Origin of the sequence: Tardiphaga sp. 172_B4_N1_3 (genome assembly GCF_052076035.1) — a bacterium.
GTDB lineage: Bacteria > Pseudomonadota > Alphaproteobacteria > Rhizobiales > Xanthobacteraceae > Tardiphaga > Tardiphaga robiniae.
In genome coordinates this window covers 6,010,302-6,031,343 of the sequence record NZ_CP197238.1, presented here as the reverse complement: position 1 = coordinate 6,031,343, position 21,042 = coordinate 6,010,302, and the positions used below count along the sequence as shown (strand labels likewise).

Here is a 21,042-nt window from a genome sequence, read left to right as displayed (position 1 = left end):
AAAGGAAAAACAACATGGCTCTCGATCCCGCCCTCCGCGACAAGATCATCGCTGCCGTTGACAAGGGCTTCGATGCCCAGGTGAAGTTCACCCAGGACATGGTGCGCCACGTCTCGACCCGCGGCAACGAACATACGATGCAGGACTTCATGTTCCGCGCCATGAAGGCGCGCGGCTACAAGATGGAGCGCTTCGAGATGGACCGCGCAGCGCTTGGGCACCATCCCGGCGCCGGCGCCTGGGACGACCTGCATTCGACCGCGCCAATCGTGGTCGGCACGCATTATCCGCGCGAGGAGAAAGGCCGCTCGCTGATCATGCAGGGCCATGTGGACGTGGTGCCGGAAGGCCCGCACGACATGTGGACCACGCCGCCCTATGACCCCGTTATCCAGGGCGACTGGATGCAGGGCCGCGGCGCCGGCGACATGAAGGCCGGCTGCGCCTCCAATATCTTCGCGCTCGATGCACTCAAGAGCCTCGGCCTGCAGCCGGCGGCGACGGTCTACCTGCAGTCTGTCGTGGAAGAAGAATCCACCGGCGACGGCGCGCTGATGACACATCTGCGCGGCTACAAGGCCGACGCCGTTGTCGTGTCGGAGCCGTCGCATGAGACGATCACGCGCGCCAATATCGGCGTGGTCTGGTTCCAGGTCGAAGTCCGCGGCGTGCCGGTGCATGTGCAGCGCATGGGCACCGGGGCCAACGCCATCGACGGCGCCTATCGGATCATCGGCGAATTGCGCAAGCTGGAAGCCAAGTGGAATGCGACCAAGGACCAGCACGAGCACTTCAAGAACATCGAGAAGCCGGTCAACCTGAACATCGGCAAGATCGCCGGCGGCGACTGGGCGTCATCGGTCCCGGCCTGGTGCAAGGTGGACTTCCGCATCTCGTTGCTGCCCGGCAAGACAGCCGAAGCTGCGAAGAAGGAGATCACCGACTGCGTCGCCGCCTTCGCACATCAGGATCCGTTCCTGTCGAACATCCCGCCGACCGTGACCTTCAACGGCTTCCAGGCCGAAGGCTACGAACTCAAGCCGGGATCTGATGCAGAAGCCACGCTGGCCGCGGCGCATGAAGCGGTGTTCGGCCAGAAGCCGAAGCCGGAAATCTCGCTCGCCTATCTCGACAGCCGCGTCTACGCACTGTTCGACAATGTGCCGACGCTGAACTACGGCTGCATCTCGCGCGGCGTCCACGGCTTCGACGAAGGCGTCAACCTGCCGTCATTGAAGAAGACGACGACCGCGCTGGCGTTGTTCATCGCCGAATGGTGCGGCGTGGAAGAGATCAAGACGTAATCAATCAGGCTTTGGCCTGAAGATGGAGGCGGCGGAGCAATCCGCCGCCTTTTCATTTCTGCCAACTGCAGATGCCGCCTGTGCGGCACGGCCAGACCTGCACCCGCGTGTCCGCCGCATTGGAATCCAGCGGATTGCCGCGGCGAGCGACCTTCTTCTGCGCAGCAGCGCGCTGCGCCACCCGCTTCGCAGACTGCGCGCGCACAAGACGCGGTGCTGCCTTCGCCGGGTCGGCCTTCACATTCGCCTTCGCATCGGCCTTGGCCTGGATCTGCACCTGCTCGAATGACGCGGGCGGACCCAGCAGTTTCGGCGACAGCACAGCCTTCTGCAGGTCGAGCAGCAGGTATTCGCCGGGCTTGTAGGTGTCAGCCTGTGCCGCACCAAAGCCGGCCAGCAGAGCAATACTCGCCGAGGCCGCTATCAGATGTCTCAAACGCATTTACGCCTCCTGAGGCCGGTTCCCGGCTTCTGGACTGACAATGTCTCTAAGCTAAGCACGGATAACGTTGAATCTAGCCCCGAGTTTCCCCGGAAAGTGCCTGCGGCGCAGGCATTTCTGGCGGTAAGACTAACCGTCCATGGCGCACCCGCCGATTGATCCAGCGCAATGCGACTCCGCGCTGCTGCGCCGACCCTCCGCTCAATCACTTCAGCAGCGGAGACCGCCATGACATCCGTCCAGCCCTATCCCGTTGTCAGCAATCTCATCGAACGCATTGGCGACTGGTTGATCCAGCGCCGCCAGCTCAATGAACTCGGTGCGCTCGACAGCGGCGAGTTCAAACGCATGGCCCATGAGCTTGGCCTTGCGCCAAGCGATCTCGATACGATCGTGCGCAGAGGCGTGAACGGTGCGGAGGAATTGCCGCAGATGCTCCGCGCGCTCGGTTTTGACGAGGCCGCCATTGCCAAGATCCGGCCGCCTGACATGATGGAAATGCGCCACGCCTGCGCCAGTTGCGCACACAAGCGGGCCTGCGGCGCCGACCTCGCAGCCAAGACGGCGGCCGCGAACTACGAGAACTATTGCGCCAATGCCAACGACATCACGCTGCTGGCCCGGGCTGCGGAGTAGATTATTCTCCAACTTTACTAAAAATGCTCGAAAAGCCGGCCAGGTAAGCCTAATCGGTTAGGTTAAGATTTGGTTTAAGTTGCGACAAAACCCGGCTGGGATAGCGTCGATCGCGTCGCGCAGTGGGGTGCGGAAGTCGCTTTCCAACCCCGAATTTCAATGCACGGCACGGGACCGCCGTTATTACCTGCGTCGGCGGTCCCACCCCTTGGCCGACAATCCTGACCACCCAAACACGCAGCCGTTACCCGTCACGCGACCTGCGTCATGCTGTGGCTGCGTGCGTCCGATCACGTGCAGAGCATCGGTGGCACCTGGATATCAGCGAACACCTCCAGCAAATTCCCGTCGGGATCGCGAAAGAACAGCGTGCGATGTCCAAAGACCTGATCGGTCGGCGGTGACACGAGGCTGATACCTTTTCGCACTAATTCCTCGGCACACGCATCGACCTCCGCCACGGAAACCTTGAAGGCGAGCTGAAGTGCTGCACTGCCAACCGGGATCGGATGATCCGACGCGGTGCGGCTTGGTATCGCCAGAGCTAACGTGTTGCCGCCGATGCGAAATTCTATCCAGCCGGACAACAGCACGCGCTGCAGCGAAAAGCCGAGCACCGTCTCGTAGAAGTGCCGCATCGCGTCCATGTCGCGGACGAAGATGACCGTGTAGTCGATGGCGCTAATGGCTTGAAAGGCTGACTTGGTGCCTGCGCCCTGTTCATCCATTCCGGCCTCTCCATGTTCATCCCGCGAGATGATCCATCAGCGTCAAGCCTCGCACAGCCGGCTGCGCGCCTACAACTGCAAGGCACATTGCGCCTGCGCGTCATCGCAACGCAACAGAAGTACACGTTGTGAATGCTCGCAATTTAATCCGCGACACAGTGTTGCTGCGCGCAATCTTCCTTGACTTGCTCTCGCCGCACTTGGCAGTCTGTGATCACACAAAAAAGCATCGGGCAACGACCCAGATGCCTCTAGGGAGAGACACCATGGACTCATTTCTGAGGCCGCTTGCGGCTGCGAGTATGATTGTTGCTGGCGCCCTTGCTTCCGCTGCTCCAGCATCTGCCCAGCAAGCGCCGATCAAGATCGGCATTCCGACGTCGGTCCAGTTGCAGGTCGGCCGCGATACGCAGAACGCCGCCAAGCTGGCCATCGAAGAGATCAACGCAAAGGGCGGATTGCTCGGCCGCAAGCTCGAAATGGTTGTCGCCGACGAGACCGAGAATCCCGAACAGGGCATCGCTGCAATCAAGAAGCTCACCGCCGATGACAAGGTCAACGTGCTGATCGGCGGCTATACGTCAGGTGTGACGCTGGCTCAATTGCCGCATATTTCCAACGCCAAGACGATCTATATCGGCGTTGGCGCGGCCTCCCCGGCCATCACCGCAAAGGTGAAAACAGACTATGAGAACTACAAATATATCTTCCGCGCCTTCCCCATCAACGCGGCGCATCAGGCGCGCGCGCTGGTCGACTTCATCAACGGCAAGCTGAAAGGCGAGATGGGCCTGAAGAAGATTGCCATCGTCGGCGAGAACGCGAAATGGGTGCAGGATCTCGTGCCGATCCTTAAAAAGGGCGCCACCGACGGCGGCACCGACGTGACGCTGGCCGAATTCTTCGACACCTCGACTTCTGATTTCTCGCCGCTGTTCGCCAAGGTGAAGAATTCAGGCGCGCAGTATCTGATCGTCGTGCTCTCGCATGCCTCGTCGGACATCTTCGTCAAGCAGTGGCATGACGCGCAGGTGCCGATCCCGATCGGCGGCATCGACGTGAAGAGCCAGGACGCCGACTTCTTCACCCGCGTCAGCGGCAAGGCCAATGCCGAAACCGTCGGCATGTTCGCCATTCGCGCGCCGCTTACGCCAAAGACCATTCCGTTCTGGGATGAATTCGTGAAGCGCTTCGGCACCGCGCCTGTCTATACCGGCATCGGTGCTTACGACTCGGTCTACGTCTATGCAGACGCCGTCAAGCGCGCCAACTCCATCGAACCGGATGCGGTCATCAAGGAGCTTGAAAAGACCGATCATGTCGGCATCGCCGGCAAGCTGGTGTTCGACGAAGTACATGACGTGAAGACCGGCCCGGGACTGCAGAACCTGCTGTTCGTGCAGTGGCAGAAGGACGGCGCCCGCGTTGTGGTCTGGCCGAAGGAAGCCGCAACCGGCCCGATGATCGCGCCGCCCTGGATGAGCAACTAAAGCGTCGGACCAAGCCGTCCCCTAACGGCCGTCATTGCGAGCCAGAGGAGGCCGTCCTTCGCGGCCTCCTCTGAGCGAAGCAATCCAGAAGCCACAAGCGAGAACTGGATTGCTTCGTCGCCAAGTGGCTCCTCGCAATGACGAGGAGTTGTCCGGTCTTCAACAGCGGGTTCTCATGCTTCAGATTCTGATCTACGGCGCGGTCTCCAGCGCCATCTATGCGATGCTGGCCGTTGGTTTCACCCTGATCTTCGGCGTCGCCCGCATCCTCAATCTCGCCCATGGCTCGTTCTACGCACTCGGCGCCTATGCGGCCTATGTCCTCACCTCGCTGCTCGGCGTTCCGCTCTTCATCGCAGCCCCGCTGGCGGTATTGATCGTCGCGGGCTTCGGCGTGGTGATGGAGCGCTTTCTGGTGCGCCCGCTGCGCTCGTCGCAGCTCGCGGTGCTGATGATTACCCTCGCCGTTTCGCTCGCGGTGGAACAGGCGCTGTTTATCACCTTCGGCTCCGAATATCGCAACGTCCCCTCATTTGTCGCTGACAAGCTCTCGATCGGCGGGGTCGATATCTCCGGCCAGCGCCTGCTCGCCCTTGTCGCCGGTGTCCTCGTGCTGCTCGGCCTCTGGCTGTTCATCCAGCGCACCCGGCTCGGCGCCGCCATCCTCGCGGTATCGCAGGATCCGGAAGCCGCGCAATATATGGGCATCCCGACCAACCGCATTTTCTCCATCGTGATGGCGATTTCCGCCGGCACCGCGGCGCTCGCTGGCGTGCTGGTGTCGCCGTTCCTCACGGTACAGCCGACCATGGGCCTGCTGCCGATGGTGAAGGCCTTTGCCATCGTCATCGTCGGCGGGCTTGGCTCGATCCCCGGCAGCATCATCGCGTCGCTGATCCTCGGCTATTCCGAGACCATCGTTGCCTATCTGATTTCGACGTCATGGACGGAGCTGGTGTCGCTGGTCGCGGTCGTCGTCACGCTGATGATACGTCCGTCGGGACTCCTCGGGCGACGGGCGGCATTCTGATATGAAACGCATCGCCCCCATCGACATCGCAGGCGGCATCCTCGTCGTCGCCTTTCTCGCGCTGCTGCCGATGTTCGCCGCCAGCAACTACCTCACCGGCGTGCTCACTGTCTGCGTGATCTACGGCATCTGGGCCTCGAGCTGGGACTTCATGTCCGGCCTCACCGGGCGCGAGAACTTCGGCCATTCCCTGTTCATCGGCGCCGGCGCCTATACCGCCGGCTTCCTGTCTTCGATCTGGTCGACAAACCCGTGGGTCAGCCTGCCGCTCGGCGTGGTGATCGCCATCGCCTTCAGCCTGCTGGTCGGCTTCCCGACGCTGCGGCTGCGCGGACCTTACTTCGCATTGGCAATGCTGTCGGCCTCGGCGATCCTGCAGCGGCTGTGTCTGATTTTCTGGGAATATACCGGCGGCGAGGAAGGCATCTACGGCCTCGATCCCTTGATGAAGAATCCGCTGCATTACTACTGGTTCGTGCTGGCGATTCTCGTAGCCGCAGTGATCACGCTAACGTTGCTGGCGCAGTCGCATTGGGGCCTGCTGCTGCGCGCGATCCGCGGCGACGAGGCGACCTGTCAGGCTGCCGGCATCAATGTCACGTTCTACAAGATCGTGTCGCTGATGATCTCGGCCGGCTTCGCCGGGCTCGGCGGCGCGCTCTATGCGCATTACCAGCTGCAGGTATCGCCGCCGCTGTTCTCGGTGGTCGTGTCGATCACGGTGATCATCATGGTCTATGTCGGCGGCATCGGCTCGATCTATGGCGCCGCCATCGCCGCGATCCTGCTGACGTTGCTCACCGAGATGCTGCGCGGCTTCGGCGAATACCGGCTGTGGATCTATACGCTGACTTTGATGCTGATCCTGTTCTTCCTGCCCAATGGACTGATCGCGCCGCTCTGGCGCCGGCTGACGGAGCGCCTGCGATGACCGACCTGCTCGAAGTCAACGGCGTGACCAAACGCTTCGGCGGCCTCACCGCCGTGAAGAATGCGAGTTTTACGCTGAAGAAAGGCGAGTTCACCGGCATTCTCGGCCCCAACGGCGCCGGCAAGACCACACTGTTCAACATCCTCACCGGCTTCATGCAGCCGACAACCGGCACCATTCACTTCAACGGCGAACTGGTGCGCGAGCTTGCCCCCTACAAGGTGGTCAATCGCGGCATGGCGCGCACCTTCCAGCTCACCCGGCCTTTCGTCGGCATGAACCTGCTGGAGAACGTGCTGGTCGCCTGCATGTCGCCCCGCGCCAGCGAAGACAAGGACAAGGAAGCGCGCGCCAGCTATCTGCTCGCCCAGGTCGGCCTCGGCGGACGCGACAAGGAGCCAGTCGAAACGCTGCCTTACGGCGACCTCCGGCGATTGGAGATAGCCCGCGCACTGGCGACGCGACCGGACCTGCTGCTGCTGGACGAGCCCTTCGCAGGTTTGGGGAGCAGCGAGATCGAACAACTGGCGCAACTGATCCGCAGGCTGCATCGCGAGGAGAACCTCACTATTTTGCTGATCGAGCACAAGCTGCGCGAGTTCATGGCATTGGTATCGCGCGTGATCGCGATGAATTTCGGCGAGATCATCGCCGTCGGCCCACCGGAAGAAATCGTGAAGAACGAGAAGGTGATCGAAGCCTATATCGGCAAGACGGAGGAAGCCCATGCCTCTGCTTGAAGTCGCCGATCTCAAGGTCAGTTATGGCAAGGCGCTGGCCATCGAATCCGTCTCGATCAGGGTCGAGAAGGGCGAACTCATCGGCGTGCTCGGCCCCAACGGCGCCGGCAAGACCACGCTGTTGAAAGCGATCTCGCGCTCGATCGCATCGCAAGGCACGCTGAATTTCAAGGATGCGTCCTTGCATCCGATCGAGCCATACAATGTCGTCGCCAAGGGCATCTGCCACTGTCCGGAGGGCCGAAAACTGTTCTCGGAATTGTCGGTGCTGAAGAACCTGCAGCTCGGCGCTTACCTGCGCAAGAACAATGCCGACGTCGAGAAGGACCTGGAGCGCGTCTTCACGCTATTCCCGGTGCTGCGCGAACGGCAATGGCAGCAGTCCAGCACATTGTCCGGCGGCGAACAGCAGATGGTGGCCATCGGCCGCGCGCTGATGGGCAGGCCGGAGCTACTGCTTCTGGATGAGCCGTCCGTCGGCATCGCGCCGCGGCTGAAGGGGCTGATTTTCGACTCGATCCAGCAAATCCGGAGAGACGGCACCGCGATCCTGATCGTCGAACAGGACGCGACATCGACGCTGCGGATTGCGGATCGGGTCTATGTGCTGGAACATGGGCGGACGATCCGCGAGGGGACGTCGGCGGAGATCGCTGGCGACAAGTATATCCAGCAGATTTATCTGGGGGTGTGACGTTCACGTGCCGCCACCTTCTTACCTCGCCCCGCTTGCGGGGAGAGGTCGGAGCCGAGCGCCAGCGAGGCTTCGGGTGAGGGGGAGCCAGCGAGTAAAACACCGGCTCCCCCTCACCCGACTTCCACGCGCTTTGCGCGTTACAGTCGACCTCTCCCCGCAAGCGGGGAGAGGTAAAGACAGCAACGCCTACGCCTTCCGCGTATACAGATGAAACCCGCCATAAATGCCCGAACGATCCGCGGCCAGACCTTCGGCACTGCGTGCCTCATCGCGCTGCCACGTCTCACGCAGCGATGCATGTTCCGGATCGTCCAGCGGCGACTCGGCGCCGGCGGTGCGGAAGATGACCCGGATGCCGTCCTTGCCGGCGCGGTCGATCGCGTCCCACAGCGCACGGATTTCATCCGGCGCCATCCAGTCCTGCGAATCCAAGAGCACAACCGCGTCGATCTGGCGGGCCGGAAGGCTCTCCAGGAACACGCGCAGATTGGCATGCACCGGCGTGACCAGAGCGGCGCGGCTGGCGGTGTCCGCGTAACGGCTCTGCTGCAGATAGAGCGGCAAGCACTTGTCACCGGGGCCGACATAGCTGCGGCTCAGCGCCTGCCAGGCAAAATAGTTGTTGGCGTTCGGATGCACGTCGATCAGAGCGAGCAGACGCTGATGCAGCACTTCGTTGAGCGGCTGGTTGCCGCCCAGCAGCGTGCGCTGCTGCGGCGGGATGCCGAGGCTGAACAACAGCGCCGGCGTCTTCGTCATCATACGAGCGAGCCGCGAATGAAACAGCCAGTGCAGTCGTTCCAGCGCGCGCTTGCGCGCCGGGGACTGCTTGTCCTCGTGCAACAACGCCTTGAGATCGATGCGGGCGAGCTTCGCCAGCGTATGCGCGAAGCCGATGAAGCGGCCGAGCGCGCCATGACGATAGAAGCCGTCACTGAAGTAACCGTAGCGCGGGCGGCCCTGGATATCGCGCTCGTCCCAATAGCCGCGCGCTTCGGCATCGAGCAGCGGCCGCAGCCGCTCGCGATAGAGGCCCACATTGGTATCAGATGCGCCTTCGCCGAAGAATTTCCAGAAGTCCTGATAGTTCGGCAGCGCGCGCAGGCCGGCGAGCTTCAGCTTCAGCAGCGACAGATGCGCCTCGTTGAGATCGACTGCGTAGACATGCTCGGGCTTCGCCGACAGATAGGACAGCGCGTTGCAGCCGCCGCTGGAGATAGTGACAATCGTCGAACCGGGCGCCAGTTTCAGCGCCGCCATGTCCGCCTCGGGATCTTCCCAGATCTGGGTATAGACCAGCCGGCGGAACCAGAAGGCGAACAGCCTGTCCCAGATCGTCGTTTCCTCGCGACCACGGCTATTGCGAACGGCGTCGGCGATCAGATGCGTATTCATCGGCTTCTTGGACCCTTCGAATCGACAATCTGAAATTTTTATCAAGCGCAGACTGCGGTTTTGCGACAGTCATTCTAAATTTCGCCCGCTTTCCGCGACGAAACCACTGTCACACCGCTGTCGTGTTGCGATGAAATGGATCACTCATCCGGATGCGATGAGGTGCGCCATGACGATTGTCTCCGAATACGAAGACGGCGGTCAGCCCGCATGGTCGAACGAAGCTACCCATCGCATGAACCGGATGTATCGCTGGCAGCGCTTCATCTATGACGCGACGCGCCGGTACTATCTGCTCGGCCGCGACCAGCTCATTGCAAATTTGGCGCCTGCACCGGGCGCGACGGTGCTGGAGATCGGCTGCGGTACCGGCCGCAATCTCGTTCAGGCTGCCCGGAAATATCCACAAGCGGTATTCTACGGCATCGATATTTCGACCGAGATGCTGACCACAGCGATTGCCTCGATCGCCCGCAACGACCTTACGGATACCGTCCGCGTCGCCCATGGCGATGCAACGAATTTCGACCCGGCACGCATCTTCGCTGTTCCCTCATTCGATCACGTCATGATTTCCTACAGCCTCTCGATGATCCCGAGCTGGCAGGATGTGCTCGATCACGCCGTCTCGCAGCTCAAGCCCGGCGGGCAACTGCACATCGTCGATTTCGGTCATCAGGAGCGGTTGCCAAAGATCGCGAGCAAGCTGCTGTTGCGCTGGCTGACGCTGTTCGACGTGACGCCGCGCCGCGAGCTTCTCGATGTGCTGAAGGCGCTCGCCGAGCGTCATCACGCCAATCTCGATTTCAATCGCCCGTTCCGCGGCTATGCGCAATCGGCGTTGCTGACGTTGCCGAAGTAACTCAGCCGAGCTTGCGCCTGTTCACATTCCGATAGGCTTCAACGGCGCCGAACAGCGTCAGCGACAGCACGAACGGGATCAGGTGATAGAACAGCCGGAACAGCAGCAGCACAGCCAGCAGCTGTTCGGTATGTTCGCCGCCAAGCCCGACAAGGATCGTGGCGTCGAAGACTCCGATGCCCGCCGGTGCGTGGCTGGCGAATCCCAACAGCGTGGCGGCGATGAAGACGACGATCACCTGCGCAACGCCGACATCCATCGTCTCCGGGATCAGCACATACATCGCCAGCGCCGCCGCCCCGAGATCGACGAGCCCGATGCCGATCTGGAAGAACACGTTGCGCCCGCTCGGCACTGGCACCGACCAGTTGCGACCGCCAAGCGTGCGGATACCGTTCCACGTCCAGGCGACATAAGCGACGATGCCGACGAGAATTGCCATCGCTATGAAGCGGTTGATCTCGGGCGAGAGCTGATCGATCCGGCTGATGGCACCGGGTTCATGCAGAGTGCTGAGCGCCAGTGCGGTGAGATTGCCGAGCCAGAAGGTGAGCCCGGTGAGGAAGCAGATGCGGGCGACGCCGGCGGGGCCGATGCCGTGCGGTGCATAAATCCGGTAGCGTACCGCCGATGACACCAGCAGCACGGCGCCGGTTCCGTGCGAAATGGGGTAGCTGGTGAAATTGGCCAGCGCTGCAATCCTGAAGGGAATGTCCCGCCGCCCGATCATCTGCAGGGCCAGCCAGTCATACAACGTCAGGCTGCCATAGGAGATCGCCACCAGCACCAGCGAGAGCGCGATGCTGCCTGGCGGTACCATGTGCATGGCAGACAGCACGTGGGCGAAATCCACGCCCTTGAGCGCCTTGGACAGCGCCATAAACGCAATCGTAGCAATTGCTATGCTAAGGAGCGCGCCAAGCCACCTCCAGCTGAGGCGCGTACGCATCAGCTGCATGATATTTTTCAATGCGGGTGGCACATTGTTCTACTTTTCATTAGGTCTGAGCACGCCGTGATTCGCGCATGTGTTCGCGCGTTCTGTTGCACGTCCATGTGACAGCTGCGCAAAAGCAGCGTTTTGGCGTCATCCAACAATCCGGTGATTTCCAGATTTCGCCCCCGCGATGTCGCATCAAGGTCATGCGGGTTCCGTAAGCCATGCGCATTGAATGCACTGATTCATCCAAGCAGGACACCATGTCGACCGAGACCGAATATCAGCTCACCGAAAACCAGTGGGACACATTGCGGATGCTTCGCCCCGCGATCCTGCCACCGGCCAAGCTGAACCGTTACGTGCTCGATCAGCTGGTTGCGATGGGACTGGTTGCGCTATCGGACACTCACCCGGCGCTCACGCCGATGGGCCGCGCCGTGGTTCTGCGCGGCTGTCCGCGACTGTGGGATCTGGCAGCCTGAGCCGAGGCATGCCGTTTTACGGCGCGTCCGCTCGCTGAAGCAGGAACGCGAGCGCGTCCTCGCAGCGATCTTCGACCTTGAAGCTGAGAAACTCGTCAGCGCGCGTGCGGCCAAGATTGACCGCGGCGATGGGAATCTCCGCCCGCATAGCTGCCTGAACGAAGCGAAACCCGGAATAGACCATCAAAGACGAACCGGCGATCAGCATGGCGTCGGCTTTCTGCAGATGACCAAGCGCGGCATCGACGAAGTCGCGCGGCACGTTCTCGCCGAAGAACACGACATCCGGCTTGAGGATGCCGCCGCAGATCTCGCAGGCCGGCACGACAAAGGACGCGAAATCGACGCCCTCCAGATCGGCATCGCCATCGGGCGCAACGGCCGCATCGAGGTCCAGCCAACCTGCGTTCAAGCGACCCATCTCGTGCTGAAACTCGTCGCGCTGGATCCGGCGTTCACATCCCATGCAGCGCACGAGATCAAGCCGGCCGTGAAGGTCGATGACATCCTTGCTGCCAGCGGCCTGATGCAACCGGTCGACATTCTGCGTGAGCAGCACCTCGCATTTACCGATCTGTTCGAGCCGCGCCAGCGCATGATGCGCATCGTTCGGCCGCGCCTGACCGAACCGACGCCAGCCGATGAGGCTACGCGCCCAATAACGCTGCCGCGTCAGTTCCTCGCCCATGAAGGCCTGAAAGGTCACAGGCTGCGTCCGCTTCCAGTTGCCGTCAGTGTCGCGATAGTCGGGAATGCCTGAATTGGTGCTGCAGCCAGCGCCGGTCAGGACAAACAGGCGTTGATGGCGATCGACGAAGTCGCGAAGGACATTGGGTGGGGTCATAGAGGAACGATTATCTCTCGGCTGGAAACAATGCCAGCCGCGCGCGGACGCGGCATATCCAGCCGGATATATGGGGGCAAATTTCTGAAATTCCACTGCGCTCGATCCCGAGTGCTTATTCGATCAACCGGTCGCACGCTGAAGAACCTTCTGAGATCGATCTTCGATCCCCCACGGAGAAGACCGCATCACGGCCCTCGTTTCAGTTCGCTCACGCTGTTGCTGGGTATCTCGGCGAAGGTCGCAGCGGCAACTGGCAGTGCACACCCGCGCAACGATGACTGTTACGTCTTCCCGGCCCTGATCATCAGACCGGGCGCCTTGCTGTCTCTCAGCCGCAGCCGGTCGATATCGATCGGCTGGCACTCTATCTTGCGATGAACGCCGAGAATCTCGCGCGCCACTGGATCCAGTCGGGCGCTGACCGCGTGGTATTCCTCGCACAGACAGGCCTGCACCCCGGCGGCCGCTGCCATCACGCTCTGCTGGGTCACACGCGTGGTACGGCCATCAACGACGACCGGTTCGCCCGCGACGAGGACCGCGTCGATGGCGCGCGGCGTACCGGCATATACCAATTGGCGGACCGCACTGTTCAGCGGTACGAAAGAGGGATCATCGAGACTGATGAGCACGAGATCAGCCTTCGCGCCCGGCCTGATCGCTCCAAGATCGGCCTCGCATCCGAGCGCCTTGGCGCCACCTGTCGTCGCAGCTCGAAACGCGGCCCGTGCGGCGCCAGCTTCGCCGGCTTCCCCTTGCAGCGCCCAATACAGAGCGAACGCCTTCATCGATTCAAAGATATTCTGGGAGTCGCTGCCGCTGCAGTTGTCGCATCCAAGTGCGACGTTCACCCCGGCCTCGGCATAACGCCGGATCGGTGCGATGCCATTCAGCAATTTCAAATTACTGACGGGGTTGAACGCGAGATTTACACCTGCCGCGCCCAACTGCACGATCTCATGATCGGAAATCCACACGCCGTGCGCAATGGTCAGGCGATCGCTAAGCAGACCCAGACGATCGAGAAAAGACACCAGTGAGCGATGATCTCCTTGATATGCGAGGCGGGCGAGCAATGCCTGCGAGCGCGTCTCGTAGAGATGTGTAAACACGCGCAGAGCCCGGTTCGCGGCCATTTGCGCCGTCCATTGCAACAACTGCTCCGAGCAGCGCTGTGGTGCGGATGGCGCGAGCGCCCAGCTCACACGTTCGGGTCGCGGCGCATCCAGCAGCGAAGCGACGAAATGTTGCATCGGACGGGGATCGAGGCTTCCGCCAAGCTCCCGAAGCGCATCAGCAGAGAGTTCTTCACGCCAGAACGGTACCGTATCAGCCGCAGCCTTGTCGCCAAGCTGAAGCGCCAAGACGGCGCGAATGCCCGACTCCTGATAAGCGGACAGCACCGCGTTCATGTGGCGCTGATCCGGCCCCACGATGGACACCATGTCCTGCACGGTGGTCACGCCGCAGCGCAGATTCTCCACGGCGCCAAGCAACGTCCTGACACGGACCTCTTCGTCGCTGCGACGGGGATAGTTCGACGGAAAGCTGTAGAGCCCCCAGACCTCAAGCGGCATCTGCTCGAACATCCCGCGCAGCAGGACATCATGGGAATGGTAATGCGCATTGATGAAGCCAGGCGTCACCAACTTGCCGCGCGCGTCGATGACACGGGCATCCTCGCCTGCATCGAGCTTCCCCTCGGGACCGATCGCCGCAATTCGCCCATCGATGATCAGAACGTCGGCGACGGGAGGCCGGTCGAGTTCGCCATCCGGATCGAGTATCCGGCCACCTGTAATGAGGGTTCTCTGCACCTGGCTCATACAGACTGCCCGTGCGGGCTGCGCAAGAATGCCGCGTGCAGTTCGCCCTTCATCGACACGTCGTCGAGACAGCGGCCATCGCCGGCGGCGAAGCGCCGCGTCGCGCCCCGCGGCATGGAGCGGCTGATCTCATGCTGAACGTGATGTCGGGAGAGCGTGGTCATGATCTCATGCCGAGCGCTGGCCGGCGTCCAACTCGTGCATCTGATAATGCGCCGCGATTGCCGCGCCATTCGCGATCCACAGATCGGGACAGGATTTCGCGTAAGTCAGAAACTCGCGCAGCAGGCGCAGCCGCATCGGCCGGCCGCTGCATTGCGGATGCAGCACGGTGGTGACCATGGCGCCCCAGTCGCGAATCTCGTCTAGTTCGTCCTTCCAGATCGACAGCACATGTTCCTTGGGAAAGATCGAGCGCGGGCTGAAGCGATTCGACAGCCCGTGCATCCAGTCGTCATAACTTGCCGTCACCGGCAGTTCGATCGTGCCCGCCTGGCCATTGGCGAGGCGGTGGCGATATGGCCGGACATCGTCGCGGAACGACGAGCTGTAGATGAAACCACGTTGCGTCAGCGCCACGCGCAGCGCTTCGGAAAATTCGCCGACCGGCGCGCGGTATCCCTTCGGTATCACGCCGAGACGGCGCTTCAGGGCGTCGAGACCCCGTTCCAGCTCCTCCTCGACGGGGTCGCCCGGCTCCACGACCAGATGATGATAGCCATGATAGCCGATCTCGTGGCCGGCCTTCAGGATCGATTCCGCCATCGCCGGATGCGCGTCCACGGTCCAGCCGGTCACGAAGAACGTCGCCTTCAGATCGAGCTGGTCGAGCAGTTGCAGCAGCTTCGGCACGCCGACGCGCGCTTCGTAACCGCCATAGCTCAAGGTCACCAGGCGCTGCGCATGCGCGGCATCCTTGCCCGTCCAGGCGCTTTCCGCGTCAACGTCGAAGGCCAGGAACATGGCGGACGTATAGGACTTCGGCCACGGAAATTCAGGTGCCGGCGCGGCGCTGTTGGCGGGAACCAGGGGAATACTGTTGAGCGCTTTACTGTCCTGCATCGGTCATCACCTTTTTCAGGTCGTCGTTTCCCAGCATCATCGGATCACTGCCGAGAGAAAGAGTTGCGTTCGCGCTTCACGCGGCGCGCCGAGGACTTCGGCCGCCGTTCCGGCTTCCACGATCACGCCCCGATCCATGTAGACCACCTTGTCGGCGACCTCGCGCGCAAATCCGAACTCGTGCGTCACCACCATCATGGTCATGCCGCTGCGCGCGAGCTCCTTCATGACCGCGAGTACCTCTCCGACCAGTTCCGGGTCCAGCGCGCTGGTTGGCTCGTCGAACAGCATCAGCATCGGCTTCATCGCCAGCGCGCGCGCAATCGCTACGCGCTGCTGCTGGCCACCGGACAGTTGCGAGGGATAGGACCCGGCCTTTTCCGCCAGCCCGACACGGCGCAGCAATTCCATCGCCTCGGCCATGACCTCCGCGGCATTGCGCGACTGCACCTGCGTCGGCCCCTCGATGATATTCTCAAGCGCTGTCTTGTGCGGGAACAGGTTGAAGCGCTGGAACACCATGCCGGTTTTCAGCCGCTGCTTCGCAATTTGCTTCTCATTCAGGCGATGCAGTCGCCTGCCCTCCTCGCGTACGCCGAGCAGTTCGCCATCGAGCCAGATGGCGCCGCTGTCGATCTCCGTAAGCTGGTTGACACAGCGCAGCAGCGTCGTCTTGCCCGAGCCGGACGCGCCGACCAGACACATCACTTCGCCGGCATGCACATCCAGCGAGACCTGCTTCAGCGCCTGAAAGTCGCCAAAGGTCTTGCTGACCGAGCGGATCGCAACGAGGGGTCTGTTCATCGCAGCGTCTGTACTGAACCGCGGGCGAAGCGCTTCTCGATCAACATCTGTAGCGGAGTTAGAATCGACACCACCAGCAGGTACCAGAGCCCGGCCACGATCAGGAGTTCGATGACGCGCGAATTGGCGTAATAGATATTTTCGGCGTTATGAAGCACTTCCGGATACTGGATCACGCTGGCCAGCGATGTTGCCTTGACCATGCCGATGAACTCGTTGCTGAGCGGTGGCGTCACGACGCGCATCGCCTGCGGAAAGATGATCCGGCGCAGCGCCTGCAGCCGGCTCATGCCGATCGCCTGCGCGGCCTCATATTGCCCTGTATCCACCGACAGAATCCCGGCGCGCATGACCTCGGAGGTGTAGGCGCCCTGATTGATGCCGAGGCCAAGCAGCGCCGACAGGAACGGCGTCATGACGTCGACCGCCCGCGCCGACCAAAGACCGGGAATGCCGATAGTCGGAAACACCAGCGCGATGTTGAACCAGAGCAGCAACTGCAAGATCAAAGGCGTGCCACGGAACAGCCAGGTGTAGCCGGCTGCCACCGTCTTCAGCACCGGATTGGACGACAGCCGCATGATGGCGATGACGACCCCGAGCACGATACCGAGCGACATCGCAAGCACCGCCATGATCATGGTGTTGGCGATGCCCTGCAAAATTACCGGTACGGTCAGGAAGCGGCCGACATAGGACCACTCAATCTGACCGTTGGCGAAAGCACGGCCGATGGCCGCCAGCAGCAAAAGGATCGCGGCCGCAGTGATCCAGCGTTGCCAGTGCAGCTGCCGCGCGCTCGGCATCCCCGACAGATCGGGGAAATCGCCAGCAAGTCGTTCCGCTGCGTTCATTGCGCGGCCGCGTTGATCATAGGCTTTTCGATCGCGTTGCCCGGGATTCCCCATTTGGTGAGGATGGTCTTGTAGATGCCGTCGGTGATCATCGCACCCAGCGCCTCGAACACGGCGTCGCGCAGCACGGTGTCTTCCTTGCGGAACATGATGCCCTGATAACCGCTGCCGATCGGCTCGCCAACGACGCGGTATTTGCCCGGCTCCTGCTGCTGGGCGTAAGGCAGTGTCTCGCTGCCCTGCACCGCAGCATCGATGCGGCCCTGCTTCAGCTGATTGCGGACATCGACCGCATTCTCGCCGGGGGTGAACTGCACCGCGGGCTTGCCGGCGGTCTCGCAATTGGCCTTGCTCCAGCGCTCGATGTCCTGGGGATAGATCGTGCTGCGGGTAGTTCCGACCTTCTTGCCGCAGAGGTCGATGGCGGCCTGAACGGGGCTCTCAGCCAGAAGGAAGAATTGCGGGCCGGTCTTCAGATAATCAACGAAGTCGGCGGTCTCGCGGCGCGACAGCCGATCCGAAATGCCACTGATGACGAAATCGGCGCGCTTGGTCTGCAGCGCCGGGATGATCTCGGCGAATTTGGTCTCACTCCAGACCACCTTGAGTCCGAGCCGCTTGCCGATCTCAGTGCCGAGATCGATGTCCAGCCCGACAAGTTCATTGGTGGCGGGATCGCGATATTCCATCGGCGCGTAAGTCGAGCTGACAGTCAGCTTCAACTCGCCGGCCTTCTTGATCGCCTCCGGCAACTCCGCCCCCTGCACACCGGTGGCGGCCAGAAGTACGCCGACGACAGCGGCGATCGAGGTAGACCTCATGTCAGTTCCTTGGTTGGCAATTCCGATAGTGGTTCAACGTCGATTGTCGCGAAGAGGCAGGCAGGCTCGTGAGGTCAATCTGATATTCCGTAAGCGCCCACGGCCCGTACTCACAGATGCAATCGTCGTGCCGCACGCTGCGCACCGATCAGACGACCGGCGACGGCCAGATGCGCTTGTAGGTGGTCAGCATCTCTTCACCGACGCTGAAGGTCGGCGCCTCGGGCTCATTCTCCGACCCCAGCGGCTTCACCACGGCGTCGACATCCGGCGTCATGAAGAACGGGATCGAAAAGCGCGGCGCACCGCTGCCGCGGTTGGCGACACGATGATTGGTCGAGGAAAACCTGCCCTTGGTCCAGAACTGCAGCGTGTTGCCGATATTGATGATGTAAGAGCCCTTTAACGGAGGCGCCGCGATCCAGTCGCCGCTCTTGTTCTGCACTTCCAGGCCGCCGGTCTGGTCCTGCGAGAGGATGGTGATGACGCCGGTGTCGCAATGCGCGCGTGCCAACAGCTCGACGGTCGGATCTTCGATCTGCGCATAGCGCAGCAACCGCAACTGCGACACGTCATGGGCATAGTATTTCGTGAACTTGTCGGTGGGTTCGCCGAGACCCTCCGCGAGCAATTCGAGCAGCGTGGTCCCCACCTGGTAGGTCCGCACATAATATGAGTAGACGATGTCGCGGAAACCGTCCGGCCCGGACGGCCACAGGTTTGGACCTCGCAGCGGCAAGTTGGCTTTGACATCAGGGTGACTTTCGTCGAGTTCCGCCGCGCAATGAAACGCTTCCAGATTATTGCCCTTGAAGCTCGGGTCGGTGTCGCCCTTCTCGCGAAGGCCGAGATAGCCACGATAGTGACGCGACTTGGAGATGTGAATCTTGCGCTTCTCGGCATCCGGCAGGTCGAAGAATTGCCGGCTCATGTCGAACACGCCGTCCAGGATATCGTCGCCGATGCCGTGGCCGACGATGTACATGAACCCGACCTGCTCGGCTACCGCGACCACCTCGCGGGCCAGAGCCGCCCGCTTGGACGGATCATTTGCACCTGAGATATCGACGATCGGAATTTCATCGAAAGCCGCGAGGTTGCTCTGGATCGGCTGGCCTAGCATTGATGTCTCCTGTCGCAGCTTGCAGGTTCGAATGACGTCTCGACCGGGATTTACTGGATCGGCGACCGGCCTGACGACGAGCCTGCCCGCAATCCCCCATTTCGACGCGATCAAAATTGTTGGGCCACAGATCAAAAGTCAACAAAAATATCAAAATTGAGACAGTCCGCCGAACACGTCAACGAACCGCTTTCGCACTGCATAGGTTCGCGGCAAATACCTCACGAAATGACGCGAATAACGCCACCATCTGCATAACGAATAGATTCGACTGGAAATCCGCGCTGTCTCAAAATTTATCCGCCGCGACTGCCGACTCGCACAGCTAGGCCAGCGTGCGCTTCATCAGCTTTCGCAACAGCATTGCGCCAGCTGCCCCCCGGACGGACCCGTTCCATAATTTCTTGAACATCGCTTCATGCAAGTGGACGGCCTCCGCAGCGGCCGTGACAATGGCAACGCCCGTCAGGATATTCGGCAATTCGCCCAGACGATACGGACTGACCGACACCAGCGAGCCCTCGCTGCGTCGAAATATCTGGAATGTCTGACTTGGCATGACGCACTCGACCAGGCCGATCTGGATTCCAACCGGCTCCTGTTCCATCAACTGCGCGATCCGTTCCACTTCGACCGCAGCAGCCAGCCGCCGCTTCTTCTGCACGGCGGCAGGAAGATCCAGGCGTCCCACCAGTCCAAGACGCAGAAACCGTTCGATCTCCAATACGCCGATGATGCTGGCCACATTCGGTTGCTTCTGACGTAGTAGCGATTTCCGTTCCGACAGAATTCGGATCACATCGTCAATCTGTCGCTTGAGATCGGCCTTCGCTCCGTTCGCCGGCAGCGTCTCGATGAGCATCTGGCGCAGATGATCGTTGTAGTCTTCGGATGCCAGAATGAACGAGATCGGCTCATAGTGCGCCAATACGCGCTCCGAGGTCAGCTCGATCTGGCGCATGCGCTCGAAGAAACTAACAGCGTTGCTGTGATATTCGACGCCCGCGTCCAGCAGCGAAGCCAGTGAGACGCCGAGCAATTCGGAAATCCGCTCCAGTATCTCAAGCTTGATCAATCCGCCTTTTTCCAGCCGGTAGACCGCCGCTCTGGAAATTCCGAGTTGGGCCGCCATCTCCTCCGTGGAGAGGCCCCTCCCGATGCGATATGCCCGCAGTCTTTCGGCAATTTGCTCGTATTGCACAGCCATAAATAAAGATGCCCATGAGAGCGACGCGGGAACGACACCAGTGCCGGATTCGAACCACTCGACAATATCGCCTATGACTAAGCGCGATGATCACTTGCGACAAGCGCTACATGTCCCCCGATGTCTTGGAGACTGGAGTCCCCGGCGCAGTATTACCGAGGCTGATACGGCGTTTTTGCGTGCCCTCGGTGCAGGAACATCTAACCAGCTGCAGCCGCGGAGAAATTCCTGCCGGCGTTGAGCGCCCCCCAACAAGAAGTGGAATCTGCAGGTGCCTAACCGGGTAAAGCCCGATTACGTGAAGGACGGGTAAAATGCAGCTGCGTGCAAAACGGCCTTTCAAGAACCTCCAATCGCACACTAAGCCTCTGAAATCATGACTGAAGTGGCAGACATCGAACCTGTGCACCGCGTCCCGTACGCAGAGCACCTTCGTCGAACTATTGATACCCTGGCTTCCCTATGGCGACGAAATCTGAGCGGACGATCCGATCAAAATGGTCGCGGCCGCGCGCCAACTTGGAGGAAGCGCGCGACCGTGGCGCCGCGAGAGCTACGACAGCCTCGTGGCGGACTACTTGCGGCAACCACTATCGTGTTTCGCGGGCGAAGCCGGCTTCGCTACCCAATGATCGCTTTGACCTCCAGATATTCTTCAAAGCCGAAAACCCCGAACTCGCGCCTATTGCCGGACTGTTTGTATCCTCCGAACGGAAGGCTGCGGTCGAATGCAGCGCCGTTGAGGTAAACACGTCCTGCGCGGATGCGGTTGGCGACGGTAGGCGCCTTCCGATAATCGTGGCGCCGATCCGACAAAATGA

At 61.3% G+C, this 21,042-nt stretch carries 23 protein-coding genes; 9 read left to right on the top strand and 14 right to left on the bottom strand.

The genetic code is table 11. The features are described from left to right. Window positions 1-14: 14 nt before the first annotated feature. On the top strand, window positions 15-1,304 hold the full coding sequence (locus AB7783_RS28440; protein ID WP_441279472.1) for an ArgE/DapE family deacylase: 1,290 nt from the start codon (window positions 15-17) through the stop codon (window positions 1,302-1,304). Between the two features lie 52 nt (window positions 1,305-1,356). Here AB7783_RS28440 and AB7783_RS28435 read toward each other — a convergent pair whose 3' ends face one another. Further along, complete coding sequence (locus AB7783_RS28435) at window positions 1,357-1,746, bottom strand: hypothetical protein (protein WP_441279471.1); 390 nt, start codon at window positions 1,744-1,746, stop codon at window positions 1,357-1,359. Between the two features lie 228 nt (window positions 1,747-1,974). On the opposite strand from AB7783_RS28435, the gene AB7783_RS28430 reads away from it, so the two are divergent. Next, on the top strand, window positions 1,975-2,382 hold the full coding sequence (locus AB7783_RS28430) for a hypothetical protein (protein WP_089262161.1): 408 nt from the start codon (window positions 1,975-1,977) through the stop codon (window positions 2,380-2,382). 290 nt (window positions 2,383-2,672) lie between these two features. Here the strand turns inward: AB7783_RS28430 and AB7783_RS28425 are convergent, their stop codons facing one another. Then, a complete protein-coding gene (locus tag AB7783_RS28425; RefSeq protein WP_441279470.1) occupies window positions 2,673-3,110 on the bottom strand; it encodes a VOC family protein in 438 nt (145 codons plus the stop codon). Window positions 3,111-3,376: 266 nt separating this feature from the next. Here AB7783_RS28425 and AB7783_RS28420 point away from each other — a divergent pair, with 266 nt between their 5' ends. The 5 genes from AB7783_RS28420 (at window position 3,377) to AB7783_RS28400 (ending at window position 7,995) form a co-directional block, all read left to right on the top strand. After that, on the top strand, window positions 3,377-4,600 hold the full coding sequence (locus AB7783_RS28420; protein ID WP_175368796.1) for an ABC transporter substrate-binding protein: 1,224 nt from the start codon (window positions 3,377-3,379) through the stop codon (window positions 4,598-4,600). Window positions 4,601-4,775: 175 nt separating this feature from the next. Next, window positions 4,776-5,630, top strand: coding sequence for a branched-chain amino acid ABC transporter permease (locus AB7783_RS28415; RefSeq protein ID WP_068733337.1), 855 nt, complete (start codon window positions 4,776-4,778; stop codon window positions 5,628-5,630). A gap of 1 nt (window position 5,631) precedes the next feature. Beyond that, window positions 5,632-6,561, top strand: a complete 930-nt coding sequence (locus AB7783_RS28410) for a branched-chain amino acid ABC transporter permease (protein WP_441279469.1) — start codon at window positions 5,632-5,634, stop codon at window positions 6,559-6,561. Then, on the top strand, window positions 6,558-7,301 hold the full coding sequence (locus AB7783_RS28405) for an ABC transporter ATP-binding protein (RefSeq protein WP_068733334.1): 744 nt from the start codon (window positions 6,558-6,560) through the stop codon (window positions 7,299-7,301). Before AB7783_RS28410 ends, AB7783_RS28405 begins: the two co-directional genes overlap by 4 nt. Continuing rightward, complete coding sequence (locus AB7783_RS28400; RefSeq protein ID WP_089262171.1) at window positions 7,288-7,995, top strand: ABC transporter ATP-binding protein; 708 nt, start codon at window positions 7,288-7,290, stop codon at window positions 7,993-7,995. The genes AB7783_RS28405 and AB7783_RS28400 overlap by 14 nt, the downstream gene beginning before the upstream one ends. Before the next feature lie 189 nt (window positions 7,996-8,184). Here AB7783_RS28400 and AB7783_RS28395 read toward each other — a convergent pair whose 3' ends face one another. Then, window positions 8,185-9,393 carry a DUF3419 family protein gene (locus tag AB7783_RS28395; RefSeq protein ID WP_089262173.1) on the bottom strand — a complete coding sequence of 403 codons (1,209 nt, stop codon included), beginning with the start codon at window positions 9,391-9,393 and terminating at the stop codon, window positions 8,185-8,187. 169 nt (window positions 9,394-9,562) lie between these two features. Here AB7783_RS28395 and AB7783_RS28390 point away from each other — a divergent pair, with 169 nt between their 5' ends. Further along, the gene (locus tag AB7783_RS28390) at window positions 9,563-10,255 is read left to right on the top strand and encodes a class I SAM-dependent methyltransferase (RefSeq protein ID WP_441279468.1); all 693 of its coding nucleotides are present in this window, start codon (window positions 9,563-9,565) and stop codon (window positions 10,253-10,255) included. 1 nt (window position 10,256) lies between these two features. On the opposite strand, the gene AB7783_RS28385 is transcribed toward AB7783_RS28390, so the two are convergent. Beyond that, window positions 10,257-11,135 (bottom strand): lysylphosphatidylglycerol synthase transmembrane domain-containing protein, encoded by an 879-nt coding sequence (locus tag AB7783_RS28385; protein WP_441279467.1) that lies wholly within the window; start codon window positions 11,133-11,135, stop codon window positions 10,257-10,259. Between the two features lie 320 nt (window positions 11,136-11,455). Here AB7783_RS28385 and AB7783_RS28380 point away from each other — a divergent pair, with 320 nt between their 5' ends. Beyond that, window positions 11,456-11,677 carry a hypothetical protein gene (locus AB7783_RS28380; RefSeq protein WP_139285875.1) on the top strand — a complete coding sequence of 74 codons (222 nt, stop codon included), beginning with the start codon at window positions 11,456-11,458 and terminating at the stop codon, window positions 11,675-11,677. A 16-nt stretch (window positions 11,678-11,693) separates the two neighbouring features. Here AB7783_RS28380 and AB7783_RS28375 read toward each other — a convergent pair whose 3' ends face one another. The 10 genes from AB7783_RS28375 to AB7783_RS28330 form a co-directional block, all read right to left on the bottom strand. Next, window positions 11,694-12,521, bottom strand: a complete 828-nt coding sequence (locus AB7783_RS28375) for an NAD-dependent protein deacetylase (RefSeq protein WP_441279466.1) — start codon at window positions 12,519-12,521, stop codon at window positions 11,694-11,696. 284 nt (window positions 12,522-12,805) lie between these two features. After that, complete coding sequence (locus AB7783_RS28370) at window positions 12,806-14,350, bottom strand: amidohydrolase family protein (RefSeq protein WP_441279465.1); 1,545 nt, start codon at window positions 14,348-14,350, stop codon at window positions 12,806-12,808. Next, a complete protein-coding gene (locus AB7783_RS28365; RefSeq protein ID WP_441279464.1) occupies window positions 14,347-14,514 on the bottom strand; it encodes a hypothetical protein in 168 nt (55 codons plus the stop codon). The genes AB7783_RS28370 and AB7783_RS28365 overlap by 4 nt, the downstream gene beginning before the upstream one ends. A 4-nt stretch (window positions 14,515-14,518) precedes the next feature. Next, window positions 14,519-15,412 (bottom strand): polysaccharide deacetylase family protein, encoded by an 894-nt coding sequence (locus AB7783_RS28360; protein ID WP_441279463.1) that lies wholly within the window; start codon window positions 15,410-15,412, stop codon window positions 14,519-14,521. A 36-nt stretch (window positions 15,413-15,448) separates the two neighbouring features. Beyond that, the gene (locus AB7783_RS28355) at window positions 15,449-16,216 is read right to left on the bottom strand and encodes an amino acid ABC transporter ATP-binding protein (protein ID WP_441279462.1); all 768 of its coding nucleotides are present in this window, start codon (window positions 16,214-16,216) and stop codon (window positions 15,449-15,451) included. Then, on the bottom strand, window positions 16,213-17,070 hold the full coding sequence (locus tag AB7783_RS28350) for an amino acid ABC transporter permease (protein WP_441279461.1): 858 nt from the start codon (window positions 17,068-17,070) through the stop codon (window positions 16,213-16,215). Before AB7783_RS28350 ends, AB7783_RS28355 begins: the two co-directional genes overlap by 4 nt. Then, window positions 17,067-17,891, bottom strand: coding sequence for an ABC transporter substrate-binding protein (locus tag AB7783_RS28345; protein ID WP_441279460.1), 825 nt, complete (start codon window positions 17,889-17,891; stop codon window positions 17,067-17,069). Before AB7783_RS28345 ends, AB7783_RS28350 begins: the two co-directional genes overlap by 4 nt. A 148-nt stretch (window positions 17,892-18,039) precedes the next feature. Beyond that, window positions 18,040-19,014, bottom strand: a complete 975-nt coding sequence (locus tag AB7783_RS28340; RefSeq protein WP_441279459.1) for an isopenicillin N synthase family dioxygenase — start codon at window positions 19,012-19,014, stop codon at window positions 18,040-18,042. Between the two features lie 325 nt (window positions 19,015-19,339). Then, window positions 19,340-20,221: a helix-turn-helix domain-containing protein gene (locus tag AB7783_RS28335; protein ID WP_441279458.1), complete on the bottom strand. Its 882-nt coding sequence runs from the start codon at window positions 20,219-20,221 to the stop codon at window positions 19,340-19,342. A 621-nt stretch (window positions 20,222-20,842) separates the two neighbouring features. Further along, window positions 20,843-21,037 (bottom strand): aldehyde dehydrogenase family protein, encoded by a 195-nt coding sequence (locus AB7783_RS28330; RefSeq protein WP_441279457.1) that lies wholly within the window; start codon window positions 21,035-21,037, stop codon window positions 20,843-20,845. Window positions 21,038-21,042: the final 5 nt, after the last annotated feature.